Below are 14,840 nucleotides of genomic sequence, written 5' to 3'. Positions count from 1 at the left end.
AGCTAAAGGTTTTGCCTGGCAAGGATGGGGATGGAAGCGGCGGCAGCTGCCGCAGAAAGCAGCACTGCGACGGCGGCTGCAGGAAGAAATTCTGAGGGAGATGCGCCGGCCTGCAGCCCGGAGGCGGCAAACAGGTAGATGGGCGTCCAGCGGCTGAGGGCCGGAAGCATCCCTAACAGGTAGGACAGCAGGAATACTCCGCCGCCTGCCAGCAGAACCGCCGAACCGGTCCGGAAGATGGAGGACGCCAGCAGCAGCAGGGAAATCAGCCATACCCCCAGAAGCCAGATACACAGGCCCGACAGGAACAGATAGGGCACGCTGCCGTTTCCCCAAAAGTACGCATTGTAGGCATAAGTGACTCCGAAACAGAGCCAGAAGCAGATTGTCCAGAGCAGCAGGACAGTGAAGCCTTTGGCAGCCAGCACTTTCCAGCGGGACAGCCCTTTGGTCAGCATATTGGTTAGGGTTCCCTTCTGGTATTCCCCGGTCAGAATATTGCTGAACAAGATAAAAAAGATGACCATGGCGATAGGGATATTTTTATAAAACTGTGCCCAGGAAGTCATCACATCCACACGTATTTCAGTGATGGCCATGCCGGATTCTGCAAGGCTTTCGGAAAACAGCTCCATCATCCAGGGCGTGAGCTTGGCGATGGCAGGGTTCATGATGCCGAACAGAAGGAATATGATTGCCAGAATCAGGAATCTCCCTGTGCGGAAAAGCTCCAGAAATTCTTTTTGGGTAAATGCAGCCAGCTGTTTCATGTGCCAGTCACCTCCATAAACAATGATTCCAGGGTGGGTTCTTTCATCTCCAGACGCTGAGGCGTGATGCCGGTTTCCACCAGGATTCTCATGGCCTTCTCCATTTCCTTCCGGCTTTTCCCCGGATACAAAAGCTGGGTTTTTCCCAGCCTTTCCCCCTGGGGATATAACTGCAGGAAATATTCGGCGTCCTCCGGAGCGTAAAAATCCGCCTCAAACCCGTCGCTGCGGCGCATCTGCCGTATTTCTTCTATGGAGCCGCGGAGGGCAAGGCTTCCCTGATGAAGGAGTCCCACCTCGTCGCAGATGCGTTCAACGTCAGACAGAATATGAGTGGAAAAAATAACTGTGGTGTGTTCTTTTACAGCGGAAAGAATATCCAGGATCTCTTTTCTGCCCGCCGGGTCCAACGCTGAGGTGGGTTCGTCGCAGATCAGCAGGCGGGGGCTGTTGATCAGTGCCTGCGCGATGCCCAGGCGCTGTTTCATCCCCCGGGAAAATCCCTGGATTCTCTTGTCTGACTGGGTGAGCCCTACAATTTCCAGGAGCTCCCCGGATCTTTTTTTGATTTCCCCATCTTCCATTCCTGTGATGCGGCCGCAGAGAGCCAGATATTCCCGGGGAGTCATGTATCCGTAAAATTCCGGGACGTCCGGAAGATAGCCAATATAACGGTTGGTTCTGCCGGATCCATAGCGGACCTTTTCGCGATTGACAAGGATTTCCCCGCCGTCCGCCCTGCAGAGGCCCAGAATAATTTTCATAGTAGTGGTTTTTCCTGCGCCGTTTTGTCCGATAAATCCGTAGACTGTGTGCTCCGGCACGGAGAAACTGAGATCCTTCAGCACAGGGGTCCTGCCAAAGGCTTTGGAAACATGGGAAAGCTCCAGCACATCCATCAGACGTCCTCCTTTCCAAACAGGAAATAAACGATAGGGCCCCAGAACTGCATTCCGATCACACTGACCGCGATCCAGAGCAGGCGGCTGCCTCTTTTATAGTGGGGATGGGTCAGGATATGCCACAGGGTGTATCCTAAAAGCACCAACTGCGCGATAATCAGCGGGATCAAAAACGGGATCAGATCTTCAAAATCCATTATGGCCTCCTTCTTTTTCCAGAAAATTGCGGATTTGACGGAATTCCTTTGTCTCAGACAGCGGTGCAAATGAGGGATGATCCAGAGCCTGAATGGCGCTGCCGCGCACCAGTTTTTTATTCCGGACCGCTTCCGCGCCAAGATCACTTTCCAGAAACCAGCTGTCCAGACAATTAAAATAGCTGTCTCCGTGAAGCAGGATATCACTGTCCAGGAGAGACCGGGTGAGCCCGGCATATTTCCAAAGATATTGAAATACCTTCTCCGGCTGCCGGTGGCCCGCATATACCACAGCAGCGTAGAAATAGAAGGCGGCGGTGGTATTGGGATTCAGCTGGTCAAAAGAAAATGCCTGGTTTACCTGGGAGATCCGGCGGATAGTTTCCTCGCAGAGGTTCAGATCTTCCGGATGCAGGAGCAGCAGCTGTGTTGCATCCGCCACCAGAGAGAGCAGATGATTATAAAGACAGATCTGTGCGTAACTGTCAGCTTTTGAGATGTCTCCGGCAGCTTTGTAGGCCTGGATCAGTACTGCATCGCTTTGACTGGTAAAACGCCGGGGGTCCAGGAGCTGTTCCATGGAATCAATCACATCCTGGGGCCTTCCCTGCTGCAGATCAATCACAGCTTTAATGGAAACAGCGTCATTGCAGAGTCCAATGTCCCTGCTTCCAGACAGAATACGCAAGCATAGCTCTGCAGCCTGCTCCAGAACTTCGCTCTGCCGTTCAGGGGACTGAGCGAGGCTGAAATGATTCAGCCACAGCACAGAGATCTGAAGCAGGAATGAATAACAGGAATAATATTTCTTTACCAGCACCAGGCATTTGTCCATTACCTGTTCAAAAGGCAGCTCGGCAAAATCAGCAGCCAGATCATGATAGTATTTTCGGATCTGTTCCGTTGACAGCTGCGGCTGGTATCCCAGAAGGTCATCCACGGATACGTCGAAATATGCGGCCAGCTGGGGAAGCAGCAGGATATCCGGCAGGCTTTGGCCGTTTTCCCATTTGGAAACGGAGGCTTTTGTAACGCCGATGAAGTCGGCCAGCTCTTCCTGGGTTATGCCCCGGCCCCGCCGGAACTCCTGCAGATTTTTTGGTAAACTGAAAACATTCATCTTTTCATCTCCTTCGTGAGGTTATTATACGATGGTTATGTTCAATGCACAAGGGAGCGAAAAGATACATTGGGAAATAAAATCAACTGACAGTTAACAGGACGGCTTTCAGCGCTAAAATCAGCGTGAGACGTCTTCCAGTTTTATAAATGCCTTTTTAGAATACAGGGAGATTGCCAGCGCGGCAGCTCCTGCTCCGAACATGACCAGAAAAGGGACTCCGGACAAGAGATCGAAGAGCAAGCCGTAAACAGCCTGCCCCAGGGGCTGGGTACACATGGAGACAGAGATAATAGCCGCCATGATTTTTCCTACCAGATGGGCCGGTGTCTGCTGCTGTACAACTGTGGATATCTGAATGGTGAAGAGCGTGGATGCGCCCATGGCGGTAAAACTTCCTGCCAGGATAATCAGATACCCTGCCAGAGCGGGGAGTCCCGGCAACAGCGCGGCGCCCATGAGGACAGAAGACAGGGCACAGGTGAGGAGCAGCCAGTAGCTGCGCCGTACCGGGATCAGAGACGCGAGAGGGCCGGCCGCCAGCCCTCCTGCCAGCCCTCCCAGGCCCATGACGCCCTGGGCAAGGCCCAGGCTGAAATCATCCATACCCAGAATATTGACAACCATGACAGGGATGCCGACGATCATTGCGGGAGACAGAACCAGGTTAAATGCCGCCAGCGCGGCTACCACAGAAAAGAACGCAGGTTTTCTGTCCCGGGTAAAACGCCAGCTCTCTGACAGATCAGATTTTGCCACAGAGAGCAGCCCTTTCTGGGCCGGCCGCTTTTGATATGGAATTACAATGAAAATTTCCATAATGGCGGAGAAGGTAAAACAAGCGATGCTGATGATCAGAATGGGATAGATGCCCCAAATTCCGAAGAGGATGCCGCCGATCACCGGGCCGGTCAACCCGGAAAGGGTGTTTACAAAGTTAATGACAGCGTTTCCTTCCATCAATTTTTCCTGTCTGACCAGAGCAGGCACGCTGGCCTGGACTGCGGGCTGATAAGTGCCGCTGATCCCGTACAGGATCATGAGAAATACAATGAACAGAGGAACAACAGGGAGTTTGCCCATAGACAGGCAGAAAATTGTAATCAGCGCAGCGGTGCAAAAATCCAGTATCACCATGATATTCCGCTTGTTGATCCGGTCCGCCAGGACGCCGCCTACCAGAGAGAGCAGGATCATGGGGATGAAGGAACAGGCGGTGACAGTTCCGAACAGTGTGGAAGATCCAGTCAGCCGCAGCAGGTAAAGAGGAAGGGCGAAACGCAGGATGGCGTTGCCGAAAAGGGAGATGACCTGCCCGATCACCACCAGTGTGAAGTCCCGGGTGAATAATTTTGATGAATTTGAATCTTGTTTCATAGTAAGATCTCCTTTTACATTAAGATATGGGCCTTTAGGAAACGCAGTGTCCGTTGGAATAACATAAACCGACCGTCGGTTTGTATTAAGGCAAAAGAGAAACTGCTCTGTAACGAGCAGTTCCAGGTTATTTGTGGATCTTTTCCAGGAACTGGCTGAAGCCAACGTAGACCGAAGCCAGTTCTTCATCCAGGACATCGATGCCGATACCCTTCATCAGCTGGATAAACACTTCGCATCTGGCTTTCATGGCTTCTGCGCTGGTAGGCTGCAGCAGGGGGTGCATCCAGATATTGGAGAGGACGAGAATCGCTTCGGCCAGCTCCCGGGGATGCTCCGCCTGGATAGAACCATCTGCAATGCCTTCTTCCAGAATGGGCTGGATATAACCAGGCGCAACTTCTTCATAAATATCCCTGATCTGCATTGCCAGAAATCTGGGGTTATCCAGCAGGTACGGGACCATGTTGATCATATTGATCTGGTTGGTTTCCAGCAGGGATACCCGGAAAATTTCCTTTAATTTCTCCCGTCCGTTCAGCGCAGGATTATCCCGGACTTTCGCCAGGATGACGGCATTTCTCTGCCCGGTCCGGTCTCCTATCCTGAGAAAAATTTCTTCTTTGGATGAAAAGTGGTGATAAATTGCTCCCTTCGACAAGTTGGTAGCGTTGATGATGTCCTGGAGAGAAGTTTTCTCATAACCTTTCTCAATGAATAGTTTTTCTGCAGAATCCAGAATCAGTTTTACGGTTTCTTCGGGATATTTGTTTCTTGCCATAATGCTTTGCCTCCAAACAGACCGACGGTCTGATAAAACAGTATCACATAGTAAGGCTGTTGTCAACCACAATCTGCTGGTTTAAATTTCCGCTACCACACGGCAGGGCAGCCCGGTCATACCTGTGAAATTAACGGGATAGGTGTGGACTGTGCAGGCAGCGCAGGAAGCTCCGCGCAGCACGCTGTCCAGGGAGCAGAGATTTTCAATTACAAAAATCCCGCGGTTTGCGCAGCGCTGGTCTGCAGGCGTGTGTTCTGCTCCGCGGCGGATTCCGGCGCAGTCAATGCCGATCATGGACACTTGCTTTTCTGTGAGCAGGCAGATCAGTTCCTGGGAGAGCTGAGGATGATTCTTAAAATATTCAGAAGTACCGTACCCGGATTCTTCCAGAAAACCTGTCCGAAAGATCACGAAGTCGCCGGCTTTTATCTTTTCGGTGTCGATATCTCCGACGGATATGTCCCTGTCCCGAACAGCCGACACATCAAAGACAAGCCCGTCCCTGCGGATATTTTCCAATGGGAATTCCTTATCCATCACGTCGAAATGTGTGCCCAGATGGCCAACCAGAGCCTTCTTTTCATTTCCCTGCGCGTCCTGAAGCGTCCTGGGAGATATTTTTACGGTAATATCAACATACATATTATTTTCCTCCGATTTCTTGAATTTTTGTTTCCAGATAATTGTTGAATGACGTCATAAATGCCTGTATTTCCGCCAATTCCGCTTCGGAATACCGGCTGAAAAAAGCGGCGTCCCGCTGTTCCCACAGACTGTGCCGGCGGGCGTGTTCCTGATAAAGTGTCTTCCCTCCGGAAGTGAGGCGGAAATATACCTCTTTTTTGTTCTCCGGCAATGCATAGTTTTCTGCCAGACCATAAGCGATCAGCCGCCTCGTTATTTTGCTGGCTGCGCCCCGGGTCATTTTCATCCGCTTTGCAATACGGGTGACATTCGGCTTGTCCAGCTCTTCGATCGCAGCGATACAGTGTATTTCTGAATACCCGCAGCCGTGCAGGATTTCCGATTCGGTAAGTCTGGACAGCAGATCCTGTTTTTCAAGATGCTCTGCAAAAAGTGAAAGAAGCTGTTTTGTCTGATCCATGAATATCTCCTTATTTGTTTCCGTAGAAACATAATACGCCAAAAATGTTTCCATGTCAACAAAAAAACCATATAAAAAGGATGGGGTTTCAGAAGGCTGCTGTCAACGTGCGTTATCTTCGGCAGATAAACAAATTGACAGGGCGGTTGGAATAATCTACACTGATAGAAACAATGGCAGGGAATGGGGGAACCAAGATGATTGATTTTCAGGAGATCGAGAAATATAAAGAAAATAACAGGATTGAAGCAAAACGAGCGACGGGCGGTTTTCCCGGGAGCCTGTGGGAGACTTATTCTGCTTTTGCCAACACCCTGGGCGGAGTGATTCTGCTGGGGGTGGAAGAATTCCCTGATAAGAGTCTGCATCCGGTGAAACTGCCTTATCCCGAAGGTTTAGTCCTGCAATTCTGGGCTGAAGTCAATGATCCGGAAAAAGTCAGTGTAAATATCCTTTCTGAGGAAAATGTCTCCGTTATAGAAACGGAAGGGAAGCGGATTGTGGCGATCACGGTTCCCAGGGCCATGCGCTACGACCGTCCGGTCTATATTAATGGCAGCGCGGCGGGCGGGACTTACCGCCGGAACGGGGAGGGGGATTACAGGTGCAGCCCGGGAGAGGTACAGGCCATGGCCCGGGATGCAGCATTAAAGTCTCAGGATATGAAGATACTTGAATATATGGGTCTGGAATCCCTTGACATGCGGACAGTGACGAGGTATAGACAGAGGATGCGCCAGTCCAGGCCGGGCCATGCCTGGGAGCTGCTGGATCATGGAAAGTTTCTTTACAGGCTGGGAGCGGCAGGGAGAGGAGCGGACCGAAGGCTCCATCCCACAGCCGCGGGCCTGCTGATGTTCGGGCGCTGCAACGAGATTTGCAGGGAGTACCCTGAATATGATCTGGTATACAGAGAAGAGGGGGATCGTGGAACAGTAAGAAAAACATTGCGTTCCGGAGCCGGGGGTCTGGAAAATGTTTTTGATTTCTATTCCGCTGTTTCTGAAGAGCTCCTGAATCCTGACAACTCAGAGGAAGTAAATGGGGCGATGGAAGAAGCGATGGCAAATTGTCTGATCAATACAGATTACTATGGAATCGGGGGAGTGGAAATAAGTAAAAGAAACAGAAAGGTTGTGTTTTCTAATCCGGGGAGCTTTCGGCTGGAGCTGGAAGAAGCCAGGGCCGGAGGGATTTCTGATCCGCGCAATGAAATGCTGATTAAGATGTTCAAGCTGGTGAATGTGGGGGAAGGGGCCGGCAAAGGGATTCCCAATATTTTTGCAGTATGGAACAGACAAGGGTGGGCGGCGCCGAGACTGAAAGAGAGTTTTGATCCGGACCGCATTACGCTGGAATTGGAATTTTCCGGAAGCCCTGCGGTGTCCCGGATTCCCCGCCGGGGAAAGTCCGGAAGGACTCTGGAGCAGGCGGCGGTGATTGAGTATCTGACCGCCAATGTGTCAGCAGCCCCCGGCAATATAGCAGAGCTGTTGAATGTGACGGGGAGGCAGGCCCGGGAGGTGCTGGCTGAGCTGGAAGAAAAAGAGATTGTGACGGCGGAAGGCCGGGGGCGGGGAAGGCGGTACAGGCTGAAGGCCTGATAGAATAGGCCTGTGGTCAGGCTTTTTCAGGTTTTCTGCCGGGAAGCTGCGCCAGCACGATGGCCGCCAGCATCAGGATACAACCGCAGGTTTCTCGCAGAGTCAGGGCCTGACCCAGCAGAATCCATCCGGCCAGTACAGCTACCACGGATTCCAGGCTGAGGATCAGCGAAGCCACAGTGGGATTCATGTTTTTCTGTCCGATGATCTGAAGCGTATAGCCTACCCCGCAGGACAAAAGCCCTGCGTAAAGAATGGGCATCCAGGCAACGCAGACGGCGGAAAAGGTTGGATCTTCAAACAACAGCATAGGTATTGCGGAGAGGATGCCGCTGACCAGAAACTGGACGCAGGACATGCGCACGCCGTCCGTACCTTCTGAAAAATGATCGATTACCAGTATATGCACCGCAAACAGGAGAGAACATCCCATCACGTACAGGTCACCGGGCTGAATGGACAGCCCGTCAGTGATGCAGAGCAGGTACAGCCCTCCCACAGCCAGGGCTACGCTGGCCCAGACTTTCAGGCCGGCCTTTTTCCGTAGAAAAATGCCCAGCACTGGCACTAAAACAATATAGCAGGCAGTAATGAAACCAGCTTTCCCCACTGTAGTATGAGTCATTCCGATTTGCTGAAGATTGCTGGCCAGGCACAGGACAATGCCGCAGCATACGCCGCCGGTTAAGGTTCTCTTCTTGTTGTATTCAGGTTTTACAGATTCATTTTTATATTTTAGTCTGTCCAGCAGGAAAATGGCGGGAATCAGGCACAGCCCTCCCAGGAGGGAACGGATGCTGTTGAAGGTAAATGGTCCCACATAATCCATACCCACGCTTTGCGCTACAAAAGAGGTTCCCCAGATAGCGGCGGTGAGCAGCAGGATCAGAGACTGTCGCAGTTGTGTTTTCATAAAAAAACTCCTTGGTATAAAGATTTGGCCCGGACGGGCGAATTTGATTATGACATAAAAGAGGAGGATTCGTCAATGATTTTATGTTGTATTTTCAATTGGGATGTGATATCTTTATAGGATAAATGCAAAAATTTTACGGTGGATAATACAATGACAAAGAAAAGTTATGAAATGGACATGTGCAGCGGGCCTCTGCTGGGGAAAATCCTGCGTTTCGCACTGCCCTTGATGTTATCGGGCATATTGCAGCTCTTGTTCAATGCAGCCGATATTGTGGTGGTGGGCCAGTTTGCGGGCCACGAGTCTCTGGCGGCTGTTGGGTCCACCAGTTCTCTGATCAATCTGCTTGTGAACCTGTTTATCGGCCTGTCCGTGGGGACGAATGTATTGGTGGCCCGGTATTATGGGGCAAAAAGGGAAAAAGATATCAGCGACGCGGTCCATACCTCCCTGTTGGTCAGCGTGCTCTCCGGGCTGGCGCTGGTGGCGATCGGCGTGGCGCTGGCCAGGCCGCTGCTGGAGCTGATGGGGACGCCGGAAAATGTCCTTTCTCTGGCCGTACTCTATATGAGGATTTTCTTTTGCGGAATGCCGGTGATGATGCTGTATAATTTCGGCAGCGCGGTGCTGCGCGCCGTGGGGGATACGAAAAGGCCTCTCTATTTTCTTTTAATATCAGGGATCATCAATATTCTTCTGAACTTGTTTTTTGTGATTGTCTGCCATATGGCGGTGGCGGGCGTTGCCCTGGCTACCGTTATTTCCCAGGCTGTTTCAGCCCTGCTGGTGGTCCGCTGCCTGGCAAAAATGGAAGGAAGCCTGAAATTTTCTTTCCGCAGGCTGTGCATCAGGAAGCCAATTTTAATCCAGATGATTAAAATAGGGCTGCCGGCCGGAATGCAGGGCTGTGTTTTTTCTATTTCTAACGCGCTGATTCAGTCTTCCATCAATTCTTTTGGCTCCGTGGCCATGGCGGGGAATACAGCGGCCTCAAACCTGGAAGGCTTTGTATATACGTCTATGAACGCGGTCCATCAGACTGCGCTGAGTTTTACCAGCCAGAACCTGGGAGGCAGGAAGTATACCAGAATTAATAAAATCTGGTGGATGTCCCTTGCGGTGGTATCTGTCATCGGGCTGGTAATGGGAAATCTGATGTATCTGTTCGGCCGGCCGCTTTTGGGAATTTATTCCCCGGATGCGGCGGTAGCGGACTACGGGCTGCTGAGAATGCAGATGATCTGCATTCCCTATTTTCTCTGCGGGGTTATGGATGTAATGGTGGGAAGCTTGCGGGGCATGGGATATTCCCTGCTGCCCATGTTTGTGTCACTGACCGGCGCCTGCGCTTTCCGGGTGCTTTGGATTTATACATTTTTTGCCTGGGACAGGACGCTTTCTGTTCTGTATTTTTCCTATCCGGTGAGCTGGCTGCTGACGCTGATCGTCCATGGTGTCTGTTATTTCCTGATGCGCCGGAGGCTGCCGAAAGAAGACGGATTGCCCTGGAGCCGGGAGAGAGGCTGAATTTGCATAAATTTAAGAAACTTGTCATGGTTTTTTTACTGGAAATCCCCGCGGAATTGTGCTAAGATAGTCGAAAAGTGGAGGTGAGCAGATGTTTGGGTATGTGAATGTGAATAAGCCGGAACTGAAGGTCCGGGAGTATTATCAGTTCAAGGCATATTACTGCGGCCTCTGCCGGAAGCTGAAAGAGCTGTATGGGCCGCTGGGACAGATGACGCTGTCCTATGATATGACGTTTGCCATAGTGCTGCTCACCTCCCTGTATGAACAGGAAACGGAGCATACCACAGGCAGATGTCTGCTGCACCCGGCGCAGAAACACGATTTTCTGATCAACGAGATTACAGAATATGCCGCCAAAATGAACCTGGTGCTGGCATATTATCATTTTCTGGACGACTGGGCGGATGAACATAAAGCTTCGGCTCTTGTTTCCGCCAGATCCCTGCACAGACAGGTACAGAACGTGCGGGGGGAATATCCGGTCCAGTGCGAGGCTATCCGCAGGGAGCTGGGACGGCTGAGAAGGCTGGAGGCGCAGAACTGTACGGATCTGGATCAGGTCAGCGCCTGTTTCGGGCGGCTGATGGGAGAGATTCTCCTGTGGAAAAAGGACGGCTGGGCAGGATCACTAAAGCGCCTGGGATTTTTCCTGGGGAAATTTATCTACCTGATGGACGCCTGGGAAGACCTGGAAGAAGATAAAAAGGAAGGCAGATATAATGTGCTGTCCGACCGCGCGCGTTCTGAAGAATTTGAACAGGAATGCGGGCAGATACTGAATATGATGATGGCGGAATGCAGCCGCGCTTTTGAGCAGCTGCCCTGTCTGCAGGATGCGGGGATACTGCGGAATATCCTGTATGCAGGCGTTTGGAACAGATATGATAAGCTGCGCAGGCAGCGGGAAGAAGGAAAGGAACAGGAAAATGAGCAACCCCTATGAGGTGCTGGGCGTTTCGCCCAATGCCAGCAATGATGAAATTAAGAAGGCTTACAGAGATCTGAGCAGGAAGTACCATCCTGATTCTTATGCCAATAACCCTCTGGCAGGCCTGGCGGAAGAGAAATTTAAAGAAATCCAGGAAGCCTATAATCAGATCATGAAAGAACGGGAAGGCGGCTACGGAGGCGGAAGCTACGGCAGAGCCGGAAGCGGCGGGGGAAACTATTCCAGTTCCAACCAGGACGATGTGGAGATGCAGGCGGTTTATAATTACATCAACAGCCGGCATTATCAGGAAGCTCTTTCCCTCCTGTCCCGGATGTCCAACCGCAGCGCGCGCTGGTATTACTGCAGCGCCATTGCAAACGCGGGGGTGGGCAACAATGTGCTGGCCATGGATCATGCAAAACAAGCGTCCAGCATGGAGCCGGGCAACCGGGAGTACAGCAACCTGGTGAATCAGCTGCAGTACGGCGGACAGCAGTATCAGCAGATGAGCTATGGATACGGGAGGCCGGGTTTCGGAACCGGCAATTTCTGCTGTGACCTGATGATTGCGGATACCTGCTGCGAATGTATGGGAGGAGATTTGTGCGCATGTTTCTGAGTGCGAAGACACTTGCGTTTACCGGAGTGCTGCTGGCTCTGGCGGAGCTGTGTATCGTTGCCAGCGGTATTTTTGAATGGAATACATTGGTTTTGCTGGCCGCGGCCGCCTTCCTGGTGGGAATTGTGATCCGGGAATGGGGAATGAAGGCCGGGGCCGCATTTTTTACAGCGGCAGTGGTGCTGGGAGTGTTTCTGGCGCCCAACAAAATTTACTGCGTTACCTTTGGCGCCATGGGGCTGTATGTTCTGGCAGATGAGGGCGTGTTCAGAATGATGCAGAAGCGGCCGCTGATGGGTCATCGCAGGCTGTGGCAGGCAGTTTTGAAATGGGCGGTGTTCAATGTAATGTTTCTGCCTATGGTGCTGTTCTTCCCACAGCTGCTGTTTCTGAAACCAATTACAGGCTGGTGGCTGGCAGGAACAATTCTGCTGGGCCAGGCGGCGTGGTTTTTATTTGATATGGCTTATGACTGCTTCCAGGCAACCATCTGGGGAAGAATCCGCGGACGGCTGCCTCATTGATGAGAAGCGACAGATAAAGTGGGGAAAAACATGGAAGAAAAACAAACCTGGTATAAGCAGATGCTGGCTGTTCCCAATATTCTGGGTTATTTGAGGATTTTGATGATCCCGGCCTTTGTGTGGCTGTATCTGCGGGCCGGAGAGACGGGAGATTACTGGATGGCGGCGCTGGTGATCGCACTGTCCGGCTTTACAGATTTCCTGGACGGTAAAATTGCCAGAAAATTTAATATGATTACAAGCCTCGGTAAGGTTTTGGACCCTGTTGCCGACAAGCTCACGCAGGCAGCGATGGTAATTTGCCTGTCGCTGCGGTATCCTCTGATGATTGCAGTGTTTGTTCTGTTTGCCTTAAAGGAGATTGTGCTGGGCATTGTGGGGCTGGCGCTTTTGAAAAAGAAACACCGCCGTCTGGACGGCGCCATGTGGTGTGGTAAAATCTGCACATTTATCCTTTATATGGCTATGTTTGTGCTCTTTTTGTTCCCCCAGATCCCTGCTCCGGCAGCTGTAATTATGATCCTGATCTGCGGCGCGCTGCTGATTTACGCGTTTTTGCACTACCTATCGGTATACCGGCGCATGTGGCGGGGAGAGGATGTGCCCCATACGGTGCGCACACAGAAAGGTCTTGCAAAATAGGGAGACATAAGTTATAATAATCTTACAGAAAATCCTGGGGTGTTCGATATCTTACATTATTTGAGCCTACATGACAACCTACGGGATTCCTATATTGCGGAACGGATGTCAGGCCTCCTTATGAGTGGAAGGCAGAAGTTCCTGCTGCGGTCGCCCACCTAGCTTCGCTAGGAGTCAAACTTGTAGGAGCCGGCATTTTGGGATTTTCTTATTTCATAGGAAACTTTGTTCCCTATGAAACAAAACCCTCCTTGGGATGCGCACTGCGCGCTAAGGAAATATGGCCGCTGAAGCGACCGCGCTCCGGCGGGGGAGTCCTGCGGGCCAGACTCTTTATTACTTAGCAGAAAATTTCCAGTATTTTCTGCAGGGCAGAGTTATACAGAAGATAAAAAAATAGATTACAGAAGAGAGATCAGCCGGGTGCCTATGGCAGCGGCTGTGAGGAAGTGAATCCTTCAGACGGGCCGCTGCGTAAAAGCAGTGGCCTTTGCTGTGGCCCCGGCTGCGGGAGATGCCGGATGAAAAAACACTTGACCTTTTTGGAAAACTGAGCTAAACTGATTACGAATCAAATCAGGGGTGCCGGATGAGTCCGGCTGAGATTAAGACCACCAGAATGTCTTTGACCCTTAACCTGATCTGGGTAATGCCAGCGTAGGAAGCATAAACGCGCGGAAGCGGGAACAAGGCCTCTTTGTCTGGTATAGGACAAGGGGGATTTTTTTGCTCCGGCGGTAAAGAAGTAATGGCTGATACCCTCAAAAAAGAGAAAGAGAGGAAAAAGTATGAACGCAAGTGTTGCAATTCAGGTGCTGCCCAAGGTGAGCGGCGACGACGAGGTGATCCGTGTAGTGGATGAGGTGATTGATTATATCAAGAGCACCGGACTGAACTATTATGTGGGCCCATGTGAGACTTCGATTGAGGGAGATTACGACGAACTGATGGAAATTGTGAAAAATTGCCAGAAAATTGCGGTTCAGGCTGGGGCGCCGTCAGTTTCTTCTTATGTGAAGATCACTTACAGGCCAGAAGGAGATGTGCTGACCATTGAAAAGAAAGTTACAAAGCATCACCAGTAAACTGACTTCAGCGTCCGGCATTCTGGGCATTGTAATTGTATGGCAGTTCTGCTGCAGCATGGGATGGATTCCCAAGTTCATGCTGCCGTCTCCTGCGGATATCATAAAAGCTCTGGTTACAGATTTTCCTGCACTTATGCAGCACTCAGGGATTACGCTGCTGGAAGCGTTTCTTGGACTGTCCCTGGGGGTGACGGTAGGCGTGGCTGCAGCTGTACTTATGGATCGCTTTCCGTCGGTATATAAGGCTTTTTATCCGCTGCTGATTTTGACCCAGACGATTCCCACTGTAGCCATTGCTCCGGTGCTGGTGATCTGGATGGGTTACGGTATTGCGCCAAAGGTGACGGCAATCGTGATCGTAACCTTTTTTCCCATGGCCATCGGCCTGCTGGATGGTTTCCGTTCGGCGGATCAGGACGCAGTGCGGCTGCTGTCTTCCATGGGCGCTAAAAGAAAGCAGATATTCCGCTATATCAAATTTCCAGGGGCAATGGGACAGTTTTTTGCATCCCTGAAGATTTGCGCCTCCTATTCCATTGTGGGAGCGGTGATTGCAGAATGGCTGGGGGGCAATTCCGGGCTGGGCGTGTATATGACAAGAGTGCGGAAGTCTTATGCGTATGATAAGATGTTTGCAATTATAGTATTAATTTCAGTCATCAGTCTGCTGCTGATGAAGGGCGTGGAGCTGCTGAGACGGCGCTGTATGCCCTGGGAAACCAGAGAGTGAG

At 51.3% G+C, this 14,840-nt stretch carries 17 protein-coding genes, 1 other RNA gene and 1 riboswitch; of the genes, 9 read left to right on the top strand and 9 right to left on the bottom strand.

Annotated features, from left to right (window positions below):
• Nucleotides 1–2 precede the first annotated feature (2 nt).
• The 8 genes from EV209_RS03610 to EV209_RS03575 form a co-directional block, all read right to left on the bottom strand.
• Nucleotides 3–770, bottom strand: a complete 768-nt coding sequence (locus EV209_RS03610) for an ABC transporter permease subunit (RefSeq protein ID WP_130433129.1) — start codon at nt 768–770, stop codon at nt 3–5.
• Complete coding sequence (locus EV209_RS03605; protein WP_130433127.1) at nt 767–1,669, bottom strand: ABC transporter ATP-binding protein; 903 nt, start codon at nt 1,667–1,669, stop codon at nt 767–769. Before EV209_RS03605 ends, EV209_RS03610 begins: the two co-directional genes overlap by 4 nt.
• The gene (locus EV209_RS03600; RefSeq protein WP_130433125.1) at nt 1,669–1,869 is read right to left on the bottom strand and encodes a PLDc N-terminal domain-containing protein; all 201 of its coding nucleotides are present in this window, start codon (nt 1,867–1,869) and stop codon (nt 1,669–1,671) included. Before EV209_RS03600 ends, EV209_RS03605 begins: the two co-directional genes overlap by 1 nt.
• On the bottom strand, nt 1,859–2,989 hold the full coding sequence (locus EV209_RS03595; RefSeq protein ID WP_130433123.1) for a helix-turn-helix domain-containing protein: 1,131 nt from the start codon (nt 2,987–2,989) through the stop codon (nt 1,859–1,861). The genes EV209_RS03600 and EV209_RS03595 overlap by 11 nt, the downstream gene beginning before the upstream one ends.
• Nucleotides 2,990–3,109: 120 nt before the next feature.
• Entirely contained in the window at nt 3,110–4,366 is a 1,257-nt protein-coding gene (locus EV209_RS03590; protein ID WP_130433121.1) for an MFS transporter, read from the bottom strand.
• 127 nt (nt 4,367–4,493) lie between these two features.
• Entirely contained in the window at nt 4,494–5,147 is a 654-nt protein-coding gene (locus EV209_RS03585; protein ID WP_130433119.1) for a TetR/AcrR family transcriptional regulator, read from the bottom strand.
• 81 nt (nt 5,148–5,228) lie between these two features.
• Nucleotides 5,229–5,792: a cyclase family protein gene (locus EV209_RS03580; protein WP_130433117.1), complete on the bottom strand. Its 564-nt coding sequence runs from the start codon at nt 5,790–5,792 to the stop codon at nt 5,229–5,231.
• Nucleotide 5,793: 1 nt separating this feature from the next.
• Nucleotides 5,794–6,255 carry a MarR family transcriptional regulator gene (locus tag EV209_RS03575; protein WP_130433115.1) on the bottom strand — a complete coding sequence of 154 codons (462 nt, stop codon included), beginning with the start codon at nt 6,253–6,255 and terminating at the stop codon, nt 5,794–5,796.
• A gap of 197 nt (nt 6,256–6,452) precedes the next feature.
• Between EV209_RS03575 and EV209_RS16590 the strand changes: the two genes are divergently transcribed.
• A complete protein-coding gene (locus EV209_RS16590; protein ID WP_165388800.1) occupies nt 6,453–7,859 on the top strand; it encodes an RNA/DNA-binding domain-containing protein in 1,407 nt (468 codons plus the stop codon).
• Between the two features lie 16 nt (nt 7,860–7,875).
• Here EV209_RS16590 and EV209_RS03565 read toward each other — a convergent pair whose 3' ends face one another.
• Complete coding sequence (locus tag EV209_RS03565) at nt 7,876–8,772, bottom strand: DMT family transporter (protein WP_130433111.1); 897 nt, start codon at nt 8,770–8,772, stop codon at nt 7,876–7,878.
• A 153-nt stretch (nt 8,773–8,925) separates the two neighbouring features.
• On the opposite strand from EV209_RS03565, the gene EV209_RS03560 reads away from it, so the two are divergent.
• From EV209_RS03560 to EV209_RS03525, 8 genes are all read left to right on the top strand, one after another.
• On the top strand, nt 8,926–10,302 hold the full coding sequence (locus EV209_RS03560; RefSeq protein ID WP_130433109.1) for an MATE family efflux transporter: 1,377 nt from the start codon (nt 8,926–8,928) through the stop codon (nt 10,300–10,302).
• 91 nt (nt 10,303–10,393) lie between these two features.
• Nucleotides 10,394–11,248, top strand: a complete 855-nt coding sequence (locus EV209_RS03555) for a DUF5685 family protein (RefSeq protein ID WP_130433107.1) — start codon at nt 10,394–10,396, stop codon at nt 11,246–11,248.
• Nucleotides 11,232–11,855: a J domain-containing protein gene (locus tag EV209_RS03550; RefSeq protein ID WP_130433105.1), complete on the top strand. Its 624-nt coding sequence runs from the start codon at nt 11,232–11,234 to the stop codon at nt 11,853–11,855. The genes EV209_RS03555 and EV209_RS03550 overlap by 17 nt, the downstream gene beginning before the upstream one ends.
• The gene (locus EV209_RS03545; protein ID WP_130433103.1) at nt 11,846–12,379 is read left to right on the top strand and encodes a hypothetical protein; all 534 of its coding nucleotides are present in this window, start codon (nt 11,846–11,848) and stop codon (nt 12,377–12,379) included. Before EV209_RS03550 ends, EV209_RS03545 begins: the two co-directional genes overlap by 10 nt.
• A gap of 30 nt (nt 12,380–12,409) precedes the next feature.
• Complete coding sequence (locus EV209_RS03540) at nt 12,410–13,021, top strand: CDP-alcohol phosphatidyltransferase family protein (protein WP_130433101.1); 612 nt, start codon at nt 12,410–12,412, stop codon at nt 13,019–13,021.
• 28 nt (nt 13,022–13,049) lie between these two features.
• A non-coding RNA gene (gene ssrS / locus EV209_RS03535) (6S RNA) lies at nt 13,050–13,229 on the top strand.
• Between the two features lie 360 nt (nt 13,230–13,589).
• Nucleotides 13,590–13,702: riboswitch (TPP riboswitch) on the top strand.
• A gap of 107 nt (nt 13,703–13,809) precedes the next feature.
• Nucleotides 13,810–14,106: a thiamine-binding protein gene (locus EV209_RS03530; protein WP_130433099.1), complete on the top strand. Its 297-nt coding sequence runs from the start codon at nt 13,810–13,812 to the stop codon at nt 14,104–14,106.
• Nucleotides 14,075–14,839: an ABC transporter permease gene (locus tag EV209_RS03525; RefSeq protein ID WP_130433097.1), complete on the top strand. Its 765-nt coding sequence runs from the start codon at nt 14,075–14,077 to the stop codon at nt 14,837–14,839. The genes EV209_RS03530 and EV209_RS03525 overlap by 32 nt, the downstream gene beginning before the upstream one ends.
• Nucleotide 14,840: the final 1 nt, after the last annotated feature.

Source organism: Cuneatibacter caecimuris (assembly GCF_004216775.1).
Taxonomy (GTDB): Bacteria; Bacillota; Clostridia; order Lachnospirales; family Lachnospiraceae; genus Cuneatibacter; species Cuneatibacter caecimuris.
This window is presented reverse-complemented; position numbering and strand designations above follow the sequence as displayed.